13 protein-coding genes are annotated in these 14,142 nt (G+C 57.9%); all 13 read left to right on the top strand.

The annotated features are described in order from the left end of the window. The first annotated feature begins 3 nt into the window (after positions 1 to 3). Positions 4 to 2,406, top strand: a complete 2,403-nt coding sequence (locus A9762_RS04590; protein WP_069340870.1) for a DNA topoisomerase — start codon at positions 4 to 6, stop codon at positions 2,404 to 2,406. Between the two features lie 102 nt (positions 2,407 to 2,508). Continuing rightward, entirely contained in the window at positions 2,509 to 3,096 is a 588-nt protein-coding gene (locus A9762_RS04595) for a hypothetical protein (RefSeq protein ID WP_069340871.1), read from the top strand. A 27-nt stretch (positions 3,097 to 3,123) separates the two neighbouring features. Further along, on the top strand, positions 3,124 to 4,791 hold the full coding sequence (gene dnaG, locus A9762_RS04600; RefSeq protein WP_069340872.1) for a DNA primase: 1,668 nt from the start codon (positions 3,124 to 3,126) through the stop codon (positions 4,789 to 4,791). Further along, positions 4,792 to 6,801: a sulfite exporter TauE/SafE family protein gene (locus A9762_RS04605; RefSeq protein ID WP_069340873.1), complete on the top strand. Its 2,010-nt coding sequence runs from the start codon at positions 4,792 to 4,794 to the stop codon at positions 6,799 to 6,801. 360 nt (positions 6,802 to 7,161) lie between these two features. Then, positions 7,162 to 7,551: a single-stranded DNA-binding protein gene (locus A9762_RS04615; protein WP_069340875.1), complete on the top strand. Its 390-nt coding sequence runs from the start codon at positions 7,162 to 7,164 to the stop codon at positions 7,549 to 7,551. Between the two features lie 89 nt (positions 7,552 to 7,640). Next, on the top strand, positions 7,641 to 8,177 hold the full coding sequence (locus tag A9762_RS04620; RefSeq protein WP_069340876.1) for a hypothetical protein: 537 nt from the start codon (positions 7,641 to 7,643) through the stop codon (positions 8,175 to 8,177). Beyond that, a complete protein-coding gene (locus tag A9762_RS04625) occupies positions 8,174 to 8,854 on the top strand; it encodes a response regulator transcription factor (protein ID WP_069340877.1) in 681 nt (226 codons plus the stop codon). The genes A9762_RS04620 and A9762_RS04625 overlap by 4 nt, the downstream gene beginning before the upstream one ends. Positions 8,855 to 8,909: 55 nt before the next feature. After that, positions 8,910 to 10,232: a hypothetical protein gene (locus A9762_RS04630; RefSeq protein ID WP_069340878.1), complete on the top strand. Its 1,323-nt coding sequence runs from the start codon at positions 8,910 to 8,912 to the stop codon at positions 10,230 to 10,232. A gap of 24 nt (positions 10,233 to 10,256) precedes the next feature. Then, on the top strand, positions 10,257 to 10,694 hold the full coding sequence (locus A9762_RS04635; protein ID WP_069340879.1) for a MarR family winged helix-turn-helix transcriptional regulator: 438 nt from the start codon (positions 10,257 to 10,259) through the stop codon (positions 10,692 to 10,694). 48 nt (positions 10,695 to 10,742) lie between these two features. Continuing rightward, positions 10,743 to 11,465 carry a hypothetical protein gene (locus tag A9762_RS04640; protein WP_139133083.1) on the top strand — a complete coding sequence of 241 codons (723 nt, stop codon included), beginning with the start codon at positions 10,743 to 10,745 and terminating at the stop codon, positions 11,463 to 11,465. Positions 11,466 to 11,524: 59 nt separating this feature from the next. Further along, entirely contained in the window at positions 11,525 to 12,193 is a 669-nt protein-coding gene (locus A9762_RS04645) for a hypothetical protein (protein ID WP_069340881.1), read from the top strand. A 492-nt stretch (positions 12,194 to 12,685) separates the two neighbouring features. Beyond that, positions 12,686 to 12,895 (top strand): transcriptional regulator, encoded by a 210-nt coding sequence (locus tag A9762_RS04655; protein WP_240493447.1) that lies wholly within the window; start codon positions 12,686 to 12,688, stop codon positions 12,893 to 12,895. 31 nt (positions 12,896 to 12,926) lie between these two features. Beyond that, the gene (locus tag A9762_RS04660) at positions 12,927 to 13,568 is read left to right on the top strand and encodes a DUF2026 family protein (RefSeq protein ID WP_069340883.1); all 642 of its coding nucleotides are present in this window, start codon (positions 12,927 to 12,929) and stop codon (positions 13,566 to 13,568) included. The last annotated feature ends 574 nt before the right edge of the window (positions 13,569 to 14,142 follow it).

The following is a 14,142-nucleotide window of genomic DNA, read 5'->3' on the forward strand; positions in this document are numbered from 1 at the left end:
GACATGGGCAAGAGCTTGCTGATTGCGGAAAAGCCGAGCGTGGCCGGAGACATCGCCAAGGCCTTGGGAGGTTTCTCGAAGGCGGGAGGCGGAAACGACACGTGGTACGAGCGCGACGACGTGGTTATTGGCGCGGCAGTAGGGCATCTGGTCGAGCTCGGTGTATCGGACGAACAGAATACGTTCGATGTTATGCGCTACCCGGTCATCCCGGCGCCATTCAAGTTGAAGCCGATCGCAAAGTCTGCCAGCCGGATGACCCTGCTGAAGAAATTGATGGGGCGAACCGACATTGACGAGGTGGTCAACGCATGTGATGCGGGGCGAGAGGGCGAGCTGATCTTCCGCTACATCTATGCGGTCGGTGGGTGTAAGAAGCCGATGAAGCGGATGTGGCTGCAATCAATGACGCCGGATTCGATTCGGAAGGCGTTTCAATCGCGACGACCTGGTGCGGATTATCAAGGGTTGTTTAGCGCCGCGCAGTGCCGCGCGGAGGCAGACTTTCTGTTCGGCATCAACGGGTCGAGGATACTGTCGGCGCTCCACGAACGAGTGTCTGGAGGTGACCGAGACAAGAGCACGACCGGACGAGTGCAAGGCCCGACTCTCGCAATCATCGTCGATAGGGAAAACGAACGACTCAATTTCGTCGAGAAGGCGTATTGGGAAGTTGAGGCCGAGTTTGAGGCCCAGAACGGTACATACAAAGGCACGTGGTTCGATGCGACGGTGAAGTCCGACGGTGGTGACGCACGGCCTGAGCGAATTTGGGATGAGGCTCGCGCGGGGGAGATCGCGCGGGTGTGTCGCGACGCACGCGCGACGGCAGTGAATGAAACCGTCGAGCCCGTTAAAGTGGCACCGCAGTCCTTGTTTGACCTGACCACGCTGCAACGAGAGGCCAATCGGAAGTACAAATTCTCGGCGAAGCACACCTTGGGAATTGCCCAGGCCCTGTACGAGAAGCACAAGGTGCTGAGCTACCCGCGTACCGATGCACGGGCGCTGCCTGATGACTATCTCGACATGGCGAAGCAGATTATGGGCACGATCAAGGGGCCGGGGACGCTCGGCGAGCATTCTCGTGCGGCGTTGGAGCGAGGCTACGTTGTGCTTAACAAGCGGATATTCGACAGCACAAAAATCAGTGACCACTTTGCCATTATCCCGCTAGCCGAAGCGCCCGACGGCCTAAGCGCCGAAGAAGAGAAGATCTACGAGCTCGTGGCGAAGCGTTTCATTGCAGCGTTCTATCCTCACGCTCAGATCGAAAAGACGGTTCGTGTCACCTCCGTCGGCACGTCAACATTCAAGACGACCGGCAGTGTGATGATCGATCCGGGCTGGAAGGCGGTTTACGGCAAGGAGGAGGAGGACGAGGACGCTCGTATCGCGAAGGTCCTCCCCGACGAAAAGCCCCTAGTTGCCGGTGTGCAGGTCGTTTCGAAGAAAACAAAGGCGCCACCACGCTATACGGAAGCGACGCTACTTGCTGCCATGGAGAACTGTGGGCGAGCCGTAGGCGACGTGGAGATGCGCGAAGCGATGGCTGGCAAGGGCATCGGGACACCAGCAACACGCGCGAACATTATCGAAGGCTTGGTGCAGGAGTCGGCAGACAAGCGCCCTTACGTGACGCGAGATAAGAGCGATCTTGTTCCGACTGCTAAAGGGATGAAGCAGGTCGCGTTCCTTCGCGCAAACGGCGTCGCCGCGCTGACATCCGCAGAGCTCACGGGTGAGTGGGAGCTCAAGCTTAAGCAGATCGAAAAGGGCGAGGCCACGCGTCAGGCCTTCATGACCGAGATTGTCAAACAAACACACGAGATCGTTGAGCGGGTGCGGCAACGTTACCTCGAAGTGGCACCCGCAGAGCACGTTGCGCTCAAGAGCGCATGTCCGAAATGTTCCGGGGTTGTCAATTTGTCGCCCAAGCGGGTCGAGTGCGGCTGTGGATTCGGGTTCTGGCGGGAGGTAGCAAGCAGAGAACTGACGCAGGACGAGCTTGAAACGCTCCTAACAGCGGGTAAAGTCGGGCCCTTGGATGGTTTTGTTTCGACGAAATCGAAAGCTAAGTTCTCTGCGTCGCTGAAGTTCTCCGACGATTTTTCGAAGTTGAACTTCGAATTTGACAATGCCGTGTCGGGCCCCGCGCTTGGAGCGTGCCCGAAGTGCGGCGGAGACGTGAAAGCACGCGGGGCGCATTTCGCGTGCGAAGCCGGAGACTTCACGCTCTTTGGTGAGATCGCGAAGCGCCGGATCGATGCGGGGACTGCAAAGCAGTTGTTGGCATCGAGGCGTACGGATCTTTTGAACGGCTTCAAGTCGAAAGGTGGGAAGAACTTTTCGGCGTATCTCGTTCTGCAGCCGACAGGAAAGGTGGGTTTCGAGTTTGAGAACTGAGGAATCAAAACATTTTTCATATAGGGGTGCTAAAAAAATACTTCAAATTGCATCTAATATGTAATATTGTCTTGAATATCAAACAATTCTACAAAGAATCGCATGAACCACACATTCCGCTTGTTGTCGCTTTGCGGGCTCGTCATTGCCGGTATTCCTGGTGCTGTCGCAGCCCCGCCGTTGTTGACGGTTCTGCATGGCTCGACTAGCGAAGTGCGAGACGACGAGTTGGCGATCACTGCGGGATTTGTCACGTGCGAGCCGTCGACCGCACTTCTGCGTTCGACGTTCGGTCCGCTCGGCGCTGTGTATGGATCCGGCGAGTCAGGGCCGACAGGGAGAGTTTTTGCCTTGAAGGAAAATTCCGTTGGGGCCCCCGCGCTGTCGGCGGTCCCGTCCAAGGGCGCTGAGAAGTTCGGCTACTACGAAATCGACCCGCCGCTTGAGTTGCTTCGGTCCAGCGCACATATCGATGGCGTAGGGGAGGTTGCTGGAAAGTCCGACGAACTGTCTGGCCACAGTGTCTGGTATCACGTGGACGGTGATGTCATGTCACTGATTGACGCATTTGACGCGCGATTTGGTGGCGCCATATCCGCTGGCGTGCACGCGATACCGGCGCAGGGCAAGGTGACCTTTGCGGTGGACAGACGACGCAGCGTGCTTGCTTGTACGGCGTGGTCTCAGTAACCCAATCGGAGATCTGACGTGGCTCGCATGTTCGAGGACGCCTTTATCAAAAGTCTGATTGATCGCACGGACATCGTCGACGTCATTGGTAAGCGCGTGCAATTGAAGAAGTCGGGGAAGGACTTCTCTGCCCTCTGTCCCTTTCATTCAGAGAAGTCGCCGTCGTTTACGGTGAGCCCGACCAAGCAGTTTTACCACTGCTTTGGATGCGGAGCACACGGCAACGCGATTACCTTTCTGCGTGATTACAGCGGCTACGGTTTTGTGGACGCTGTCAAATCGCTGGCGGGTGACGCCGGTATGGCAATCCCGGAGCCGCGCCCAATTTCGGCTGAAGACCTGGCGCGCGAACAGCGCAGGTTCGATGTCATGCAAGTGTTGGCCATTGCCGCGAGTGACTTCGAAAGCCAGCTGTCGGCAGACGCGGTCGCGCGCGAGTACGTCAATGGACGCGGGCTCACAGATGAGACCGTGAAGAAATTCGGCATCGGCTACGCGGGTGGCGGCCTGAGAAGCGCGCTAAGTGGGGTTTCAACTGATCTGCTCGACAGAGCTGGCCTGGTTTCGGTTGACGAAGAGACGGGCGAGGTGCGAGAGCGGTTTGCGAGGCGGATCATGTTCCCCATTCGGAATGCGGACGGGGTGGTTATCGGATTCGGGGGGCGTGTCCTTGGACGTGGGAAGCCCAAGTATGTCAATTCGCCAGAGACCGAGGTGTTCCACAAAGGTGATGAGCTCTTCGGCCTCGACCTCGCGCGCGCCACGATTCGCCGCGATCGCGTTGGGGTTGTGGTCGAAGGGTACGTCGACGTCGCAATGCTTCACCAGCACGCCGATGCTCGGGTCGTGGCCGCGCTGGGCACCAGTCTGACTCAAGGTCACGTCACTCGGCTTTTCCAGGTGTGTGATCGTGCCGTCTTCTGCTTCGATGGCGATGCTGCAGGATTGCGCGCCGCCGATCGAGCGGCCGGTATCGTGCTTGGTCAAATCAAGGATGGTAAGCGAGCCGACTTTGTGGCGCTCCCTCCTGAGCATGACCCCGACACGTATGTTCGCGCTTTTGGGATCGACGCCTGGCGGAAGCTCCTGGTTGACTCCGCCGTGCCGCTGTCAGAGAAGATTGTTCAGCTGATCATGAGATCCGGCAACGTCGCGGTTGCTGAAGATCGCGCCGCAATGGCGCGTGACGCGATCGAAACGGTTCGAGCCATTGGCGCCGCTCCCGCATTTCGCGCCGCACTTCATGGGCGACTGCAAGAGGCCCTTGGAATGCACTTGCGAGTGCCCGGGACCGTGACCCCCGCACGACAAGCCAAGGGGCCCGCTGATAGGGGGGAGTCATTCATTGTCGATCCGACGCACCATCGAGTGGCATTGCTGTTGGCGATTGATCGCCAGTGGGCAAAGCGCATACCTGAGGAGCTCGTCGACGACGTGGTCCGAACGTTGATGAATTGGTTCGCCGATCCGTCGAACTTGGCGGACCGCGACGCACCCAATTTCGCAAGCGTGCAGTCCCCATACATTCGAGCGGTGCTTGCGGGAGCGCTGAAATCTGAGTCCGATCGCACGGCGATGCTCGGAATGGAGACGACAAAGGACGCCGCCGAGGTCATGCTGGAAGCGCTTCGTGCGACTGTCGAATCGAAGGCGCGCATGGCCGCCATCGGAAATCTTTTTGGTGTGACTGCGTAAATGGCTCAACCGACGAATCCCAGTCAGGACAATTCACTCGACCCGATGTGGTACATCGCGATCGCGATGCTGCTCGGCATTCTTTGTGTCGCCATGTGGATGGCGCTGCACACGCCCGTAGCGCGGTTCTACGGCTGGATCCGGATTGCTCAGTTCTGGGTCTTTGGCGTGTCGCGTGGTCCGTACTCGTGGGTTGTCGGAAGCGCACTCGGTGGTGCCGGAATGCTGCTGTGGCTCAATGAGAGGACTCGGTGGTGGGCGAAGTGGTGCTGCATGACCGGGGGCTTCTTCCTCGGAAGTTACCTCCAGTATCGAATCACGCAGGGGCCAATGGCCGGTGCGTTGGGGCTGCTCGTTGCTGCCGTCGGTGCTGCATTTTTCTTTACCGGTCGCGTAAGGGCCGTCGCGTATCAAGTTGCGCTTGTCGGGATCGCGCTGACCATCGGTGGATTTTTTGGCGGGCTGTATGCAGGGTGGCTTCAGTACTTCGAACTCTCCGACCCGGCATACGTTGAATTTTCCACATTGGTTCGATCGGGCACTGCCGCGAACGCATTCACGCTGTGCATCAGCATCCCGCTGGGTATCTGGGTGATTCGCCGCTCGCTCGCGACCAATCCTACGAATCACAAGCACTTTGCGAAGACGCAGGATTACGACCTTCACACGTTCACCGACTCGCAAGCTGAGCATTACCCGCATCTGAAGTTGTTCCGAAAGCTGGATTTGACGAAGCGACCGATTAATGCGGGGAAGTACCGGATGCCGGACACCGAGAAGATGTTCGCTATCAAGCACAAGCTCCTGGATAAGGGGAGCAAGGCGGGGGAGTACGTGGTGAGCCGAGATCGCGCCGCACCCGTATTCAAGGCGCAGCTCGGGCGACTGTGGCGTCGACCGAAGGACCTCACGACGAGCGAAGCGGCGGTTCTAGCTGTATTGCTGCCCCGCATTGCTGCGCTCGATTCGAAGATGAGCACAGAGGAATACAAAGAGGCACTTGCCACGACAACTCGTTTGATCGAAGGCTTCTGGAAGCAGATCGCTGATTCATACGATCGGGCCACTGATACGGCGAAACTAGATATGTCGGAGGCACACCAGACGCTTCGCAAGTATTGGAAGCACCGCACGGTGCAGCCGTTCTTCCAGAAGCACGCGTATACCTACACGGTCATCTATTCGATGCTGCAGGAGGCGCGACGCCTGGGCGTTCTGCCGCCTGCGGAGCTGCGCTGGCTGCGTGTGTTTGACCGTCGATTGTGGACGCTTGTCGACAACGTTGGCCGGATTGTCGCGTTCACCGAAGTCGCCGGGGTATATCACCACTACATCCACGAAATCAAGCGCAAACGCGCGCTAGAGAAGCCGTCGGTAGACGGTGCGGTAAACGGGCTCGTCGAGGGCGTTTCTCGCTATGCCTTTACCGACGATGAAATCGAAGAGATTGAAGCTCAGTTGAAGGGTGAGGACCCGCCAGAGAGTGTCGATCCAGAGGCGATCGCCAAGCAACGAAAGACTATTTTCCTGGGCTCCCGCCTCGTGACCGAAGGCGACGTTCGCGACGTGGTCGAGTTGGCACTACTGGGCGAGACAGGCGATGTCCTCTATGAGCAGGTTTGCAAGGCGCGTGTCGCGATTGAGCGTATTCAAGAGCAGCACAAAATCGATGACGAGCAGCTGGCACGGATAGTTGACGCACCGACCTCGGCAGATGTGCTCAAGGTCGTGCTCGAGAAAGTCCACGGATGTGACCTGGTGCTTTTCTACGCGGACGAGCGTGCATTGCTTGCCGACGTCGAACGATCTGCTGCGTCCGTTCGAGTTTTGCAGGACCCGGATGAGCCTGTAGATCTCGCGGGGGCCGCCGTGATGGAGGACGTGACGGACACGCCGCCGGAGATCAATGACGCCATAAGCGCCGCGCGCGTGGTCCGAGATATCTGGAAAAAGGCGAGAGAAGCAGAAATGCGAGAAAAGGCGCGTGGTGCGGATGGTAAACAGCAATAACTCTTCTTGGAGGCGGATGACGATATGGAACACCCAAGTTTTCTCAGTGTGCTCAGTGGCGTTGTGTGGATGGTTCTGATCGCACTATCCGCGCGCGCGATTCTGCGCCTGGTGCTGGGCATACGGAGTCTTCAGCGTCGCATGGAGCGCTATGAGACGTTTGCGCGGGATATCGCGGAACGACAAGGGGTACCGGTTCCCGTGGAGTTCTCGCGGACGCCTATGGCGGCACGCAAAACTGGTGGTCTGAAGGCGGCGTTCGCTTCAGTGCGAGCGCGAATGGCTCGAAAGTAGTGGTCGTAGGAAAGCAGTGCATCGATTGGCGTAACTAACGGGTGAATACCCAGCTTCGGAGGAAATATGATTTTCGGTGAGATGCAATTCAGCCAGATTGGCTATATGGCCGACAACCCGACGTTTAAGCAGAACGCGGACGGATCGATGGTCGCGAACTTCCGCCTGATTACGAACGTGGGGTGGAAGGACAAGGGTTCGCAGGAATTGAAGTCGCGCGCCGAGGGGTTCAACTACGAGATTTGGGGAGAGCCGGGTCGCGTTCTCGCGGAGCGAATCAAGAAGGGCGACCAGCTGTACGTCGTCTCCGAGCCGCGCAACGATCAATATGAAGACGACAACGCCGTGAAGCACTATTCGGTCCGCTTTCGCGTGAACCGCTGGCAACGCCTCGGCAAGCGCGAGCAGGGGCAAGAAGTCGGCGGGGATGCTTCGGGGGCGGACATCCCGTTCTAGGATTTAGCTGACTCCATAACTCGGGTGCGGCTTCGTGTGAGTAGTTACAGCGCGGGGCCGCAAGTTGAACTTCAAAGCACCTGAACCTAATGACTTCCGTTCTCGATCTGCGCGGTCTCATAGAGGCGCAAGCGCGTGCCAATGCGAACGCAAACGCCTATTGGCTTGATGCCGAGTATCCGTTCGCCCGATACCTCGGGGCGGCTGCGACTTCTGGCGTCGAAAACAACGGCTGGATTTGGCGTCGGGGGGCTGGAAAGGCGCGGATGCTCAAGGGGCTTATGGGCCTTTTCCGGCCGATCGCGTCCGATTGCTTATGCCGAGCGCGTGGTGACGTCGCACACGCTGCTGGTGCTCTTGAGGAAGCGCTTCGTGACGATGAGGCGTGCTTCTTCGACTTGCGAGCCTACGTCTTCGGTGAAATGGGCGACGCAGAAAAGTTGCAACTGATGGCGGCCATGGGAATGAGCGGACGCATTTACCCGGCGCTGTTCGGGAGCGTCATGCGAGGCCTCGGACTGGGTTGGGCCGACGTGTCTGCGCAGCTCATATCCCCGGGGGGAGCCATTCCGGCATTTGTTGTGTGTGGAATTGCTCGCGAATCGTCTCGGGAGGCGATCGTATGACGAAGGTCTGTGTGGCTGTCTCAGATGTGGTTCGCAATGCCGGTATTTGCGCGCTACTCAGAGAGGCCTTGCCGAACGTCGAAATTGTCGACGCGCACTGCGCGAAAGACGTTCGGGCAACGGTCGCGCGCGAAGATGGCGCGATGGTGGTGATTGATCTCGACTTTGAGCAAGACGGGGCCTTCGGGGTTATCGCGGATATCTCAACGCGGCGTATGGGCGCCCGGGTGCTTGCGGTGGATTTCAGTGTGTCTGAAGAGCGGGCTACGCGCGCGCTACGAAGCGGCGCACGGGGAATCCTGTGCGCTGGAGCAAGGAGGGAGCACTACCTTGAAGCGTTTCGATGTGTTCTCAGCGATCGCCGCTACATCCACGAAGACGCCGTGCAGGCGTTGGTGAAGCGGCACCTCGGTGAATCGGAGGTGTGCGCTCTTGATGCGCTATCGAACCGTGAATATCAGACGTTGTGCTTGCTTGGGCGGGGTGTCAGGTTGACAGACATCGCCAAACAGCTGGAATTGAGCATCAAGACCATCGCAGTGTACCGATCGCGTGTCTTGGAGAAGTTGGGACTGAACACGACTGGGGAACTGGTTCGATTCGCAATCGAGCACCGCGTCGAGCTTGGCGAGCGTATCGCTGGTTCAGCGAGTGGTGATGTTGCCGTCGCGGCGTGAATATTCTTGCCTGTCAGTTGTGACAGGTGCATCAATGAATCGTGGAGGAAACATCGTGCAAGTTGCTGCGAAGGTGCTGGAAGGCGGTGAAGTGGTGGCGATCGGAGCGGATGGTAAGCCGTTTGGCGAAGGTGACGTGGATTGCCGGATGTTGCACGTCCTGCCGAAGTTCTTTGCGCCCGCGACTTGCGCACAGTACATCCGCTCGCACCCTGTGGAGTTGCAGGTGAAGTGCTCGTTCGGTGAGGTGGTGCCCGACGGCGGTATCAAGATTCGTCAACCGTATCCGAATCAACGCTATTTCGTTGGTGGCAGCGAGACGCTACGTAACGGCTGGCTGGTAAAAATTCCGGAAGGCGTGGCGGAATTCGAATTGGAGTTCGTCTGGATTTTCTCGAAAGCTTCGGGATGGACGGATTTCGAAGTGTGGCGTGTCGAGCATGCCATTCAGGTGCAATTGCTTCCTGGAGAAAAGAACGTTTACACCATGGACGCCGCATGCTGGCCGTACAACGCTGAGACACAGGCGAAACCTCGTTCGGCTGTCACGTTGGCAGGCGTCTATGAAGACGGGCCCGACGCCTACGAAGAACGAGACATCATCAGCATCTCGCACGAATTTCGTTCGAGCGACGGCGAGCGCGGTGACTCGGTTCTCGCTTGTTGCTACCGAATCGAGGAGCGGCTTGGCATCCCGTCCATAGCTTATGAGAAGGCGTGGACTTTGCACGCGTTCCAGGATGAGCAGCTTCACGAAGTGGGTCAAGACGGCGCTTTCAATCCTGCTGACGACTTGGCGCACAGTGCCAACGCCGAGATTGAACTCCCGGCGCAGATTTTCTTGGATGCAATCAGACTTGCGCAGTCAGTACCGTTTGATGCGCAATCCGAATTCGGTTTGAAATGCAAAGGGGTGATGGGCGGTTGCGAGTCACACCCAGCTCTCAAGCTGTTGACTGAATGGTGGGCTGCGCATTGCTCAGACGCTGCCCCGCTCGGGGCAGGCAGTGTCATGCCCTGGGTGCGCGTGCGCGACGACGGCCTGTATTGGTGCGGAGACCGCCAGGTACCGAACATGCCTGTTGACAGTTTCGGTAGCGTGAAGGCGGCGGCGGCCCTGATCGGGAAATCCGTTCTTCTCCACTTCTCTGCGGCCGCCCAACATTTCACCTTTGACGCGAACGGGGTAAATGTCCGGTACGTGACTGGGGAGATTGACTTTTCTATTGGCGTCGATGAAAGCGAAGTCAGGTCCGGCGAATTCGATCAAGCATGGGAGGCTTTGGGGGCGCTCGCCAACTTCCCCTATCACTTTTCCGCTGCCTATTCCGAGCTTGAGCGACTTGCTGAACAGCAGCGCGACGCCGAAGCCCAATAACTATTTCTTGTGAGAGGAACGAAGATGAACGTTACGAAGGCAGGTGACCAGGCAATCACGAGCTCGCTGCAAACCATCATGGCCGGTCTGCGGCGGCACGCGTGGGAAGGTGCGGGGCGGGAGAGTATCACTCCGACGCAGGGGGAAGTTCTGGTGCTGCTCGCAGGGGGCGCGGCGGGGAACCGGGTTTCGGATATCGCACGTGAAATGCAACTGACGGTTGCAACCGTCAGTTGTGCGATCAGCACGCTCGAATCGAAGGGACTCGTGGTGAAGCGGCGCGGTTCTGCTGACGGGCGGAGTAAGAGCCTCGGGCTCACTGCAGCTGGCCGTCGAGCCGCGAATCGGGCGGCCAAGTGGCCGAGATTCATTGACGAAGCAGTGGGCAAAATGTCGACGCGCGAAAGGGCACAGTTCACGCTGTCCCTTACGAAGTTGGCCGCGTCTGTTGCGGCGGGCTAACGCGATGGCGCCACTGAGCATAGTTCACCGTCGCCGAGTGGTCTAGTCATGCACCAGTCGGCCATTCCAGCCCCTGAAGAGCGCTTGCCGGTGCCACTTTATACGGAGATGCGTTCGTGGCTTCTTCGTAACGACCCTGACGCCAGCCGAATGCTGACGTGGGCAGAGAAAGAGGTTGCGCCGCCGGAAACGCCCGAAAAGATGGCGTGGGAGATCATATGGATCATTCTGTGCGCGGGCAGGTCTGGTCAATCGGCGCGCACGATCGAGAAAAAAGTGATCGCGGCCATCCAGTCGGGGCGGCCGGTGGTGGAGGTCTTTGGGTATCGGGCGAAAGCAGCTGCGATCGAGCGTGCTTGGGTCGAGCGAGATTCGGATTTCGTCGCGTTGCAGAGCGTTCTCGCGCAGGACGATCCTGAGGCGCTCATCGCTTGGTGCAAGTCGATTCCCTTCGTGGGTACTGACACCATGTACCAACTGGCGAAGAACTTCGGCGTCGCTGTCCCGAAGCCGGATATCTGGATGTGCCGTCTGAGTGGAATACCGGATCGGCCCAGACTACCCGCGAAGCGTCGGTTCGATGCTTGCTTGGCGCTGTGCCGGTTCCTGAGTAGCCGGACTGGAGATGGCATCGCTGCAGTCGACTCTCTCCTTTGGCTCGCCTGCAATAAGGGCGTTTTGGTCACCGACTCGCTTGCTAGTCCGGTGTCCCTGAATCTTCACCCGCATAGGGGCATGTCGATCTACGGTAGGCAAACTGAAGGGCATTGAAGGTTGCCCGCCGCGATCTCTCTTAGTGCTCGGGCACAACTTAAAACTGGACAGAAAGGATGCAAACTGCCGACGAAATCAATTCGCTGCTGGAGCCAGAAACTGGCTGGCGCGTCGAAATCGCGACCTCCCCTCACGACCAAACCGAGTTTCTGCGGCTTTGCCGCAAGGCGGGGGAAAGTTGGGAGCGAAAGGAGACCGTCGCTGTTCTCCCGCGCGACTCCCCTGTTGGTGTCATTGTTGCTTGCGGGCAAGTCGCAGCTCACTATCGGGAGCTGGGACAGTCTGATCGCCTCGCCCAATTCGATGAAGATGACGCGCACCTGCAGCTGATCAAAGACGCTGAAGATGATCTCAAGGCGGAGGGTGCAAACTTCTACCGTATTACGCATCACTACGACATTGGTAACCAGGATGTTTATGTCGATGATCCGTCCGGAAAATTGGACGGTAAGCGCGTGGCGTTGTACTGCTGGTTCAAAGCGTGCGAGTGGTTTGGAATGTCTGCCCTGGTGTCGAACTTGGGCATTGCTTCGGCATTGGTGGCGCTGTACGGATTTCGTCACAATGCCACGCACCCGTTCGCGACAACCGTTGATCTCTATCATGATGCCGAAGGCTACGGGGCCTATGACGCATTGATGAACGACCCGTCGCTGCATCGAGATGGACTGCGGGAGCTACTTGCGCCACATGTCGACGGCTGTGATGAACCAGCTGCGGCGTGATATTGCAGGCAAGCAACTTTCGTTCTCCGCTTCTTCGGGAATGCCGTCATATTTGGAATTCATGCGATAGGTTTGATATGGAACTACAAGAATTTAGGCCTGGCGATTTGGTTTAAGTCGTTCGCCTATCGACGGAGAAAGGTCGTGTACTGGGCGGAAGCTCGGGACGCATTCGAGTGGGCGAGCAGGGGACCGTCGTTGAAATCTTCGACCTGGACCTCCGGGTGGCGTGCGGCAAGGAGGGCCATTTGCAGTGGGAGGCGAATCTGCGCCCCGATGAGGTGCGTTTGGTCGAGCGCTCGGAGCACTCTGTGGCTGATCGACGAGTAAGAGCCATACACGGATTGCGATCGACGGGTTGAACGTACCGCCTGTCACAGAGGTCATCGATGTTGCATAGCGCGGGGTTGCGGTATCATCCTCCCGTAGATCCCCGTTGGGGATAGGCACTCATGGGTGGTAACGTTCGGCTATATGGCAACTAGAAAGCGAGTGAAGATTGTTTCGCAACAGGACCTTTTGCGTGATGCGATGACGCAGCTGGCGATGACGCGCGCTGAGTTTGCCAAACGTATCAGCGTGCCCCGGCGAACGCTGGACAAGTGGCTGTTGCCTGAAGGTTCCGCTGATGCGCGAGCCCTTCCGGAAATGGCCAGGTCCTACATCAAAGAGATCTTGGAGTGGCACAGCGGCAATACCTGATCGCTGCTGTCGAGGACAGAGAGGCAATTCGATGCAAAAGAGCAAACGCCCTCCGTTGCCGCTCGCGGACTTTCAGCGTGTTTTTCAGGTTGCACACGGCATTGCCGACGAGCTTGCAAAGGACGTTTCAAAAAGCTGTCTGCTGATCAATATGATCGGCGCTGTCATCCTGGGTGAGCACTACAAGCGAGATGCTCGCCCAGTCGCAGGTGCGGCCTTCTATAAGCTGGACACTTCGGATCGAGCGCTCGCCATTGCGGATCCTGCCGAGGGATTCGAGAAGAGCTCCCCGGACGGATTTCATTGCTGGGTCGAAGTTGACGATTGGTGCATTGACTTTACCTCGCCGTTGTTTCCCGAGATGGCCTCGCACTTCGGGGAGGGGATCCGTTGCGATCGTAAGATGTTCCAGAAGCCGCGATCAGCTATGTCCGAGTCATTTGACGACCTGCTATCGCCGGGGGACTTCTTTCTGAATCCGGATAGGGAGTTGTCGCTTGCTCTTTTGAGCAAGAACCTCGCGCGCAATGACGTGAAGGATCTCTTGCATGTCGCCTCGGTGTGGTACCAAAAGCCTCCTCGGAAATTCCAGAGAGCTTTTCAGATACAGAGCGACGAGGGCAAGGTCATCTCACTGTCAGCAAACGCGCCGCTCGTCACAGGGGCATGGTAGCGACGGTGTCTTCGGCGCATAGCCAGGCTTCGTCACCCGCAATCACTCCCTCTGTAATGGGTATGCACCACCACGTTTGTGGATAAACGTCGGTCTTCTTCCTCATTGACTCGACGTATTCGAAGCCACGAATGCGGATACCGGTCGCGGTGATTCGTGTCACGACATAGCCGTGTAGTGCGGGGATGAGCTCTTGGCCTGACGGAAGGCCGCACTTGGTCAGTGTCACCGCACGTATCCGATTCGGGCGGGAACCCCGTCAGCCGTCAACGTACTCCCAATCTGACAGATGTCCGCGAACGGCGCCGCGCCGCCGGACGACCTCGGCAGGCAACCGGCCACCTTTTTCGCGCAGGAGGTAGACGTCAAATAGCATGGCTGAAACTGTATAAAAACACAGTATGCCACGCCTCACGCGTTGGAACCCCAACCACGGGCATCAGGGCTCGACTTCGAATCCACGGCGACTCGTCAAAAAAGTTGTTTATTATTAACATTTGGCCGGTAGCTTTGAGAAATGTTTGGTATTTTATACTTTTGCGCGTATAGTTAACTTAACAAAATCTCAACTTAA

Source organism: Pandoraea sp. ISTKB (assembly GCF_001721285.1).
GTDB lineage: Bacteria > Pseudomonadota > Gammaproteobacteria > Burkholderiales > Burkholderiaceae > Pandoraea > Pandoraea capi.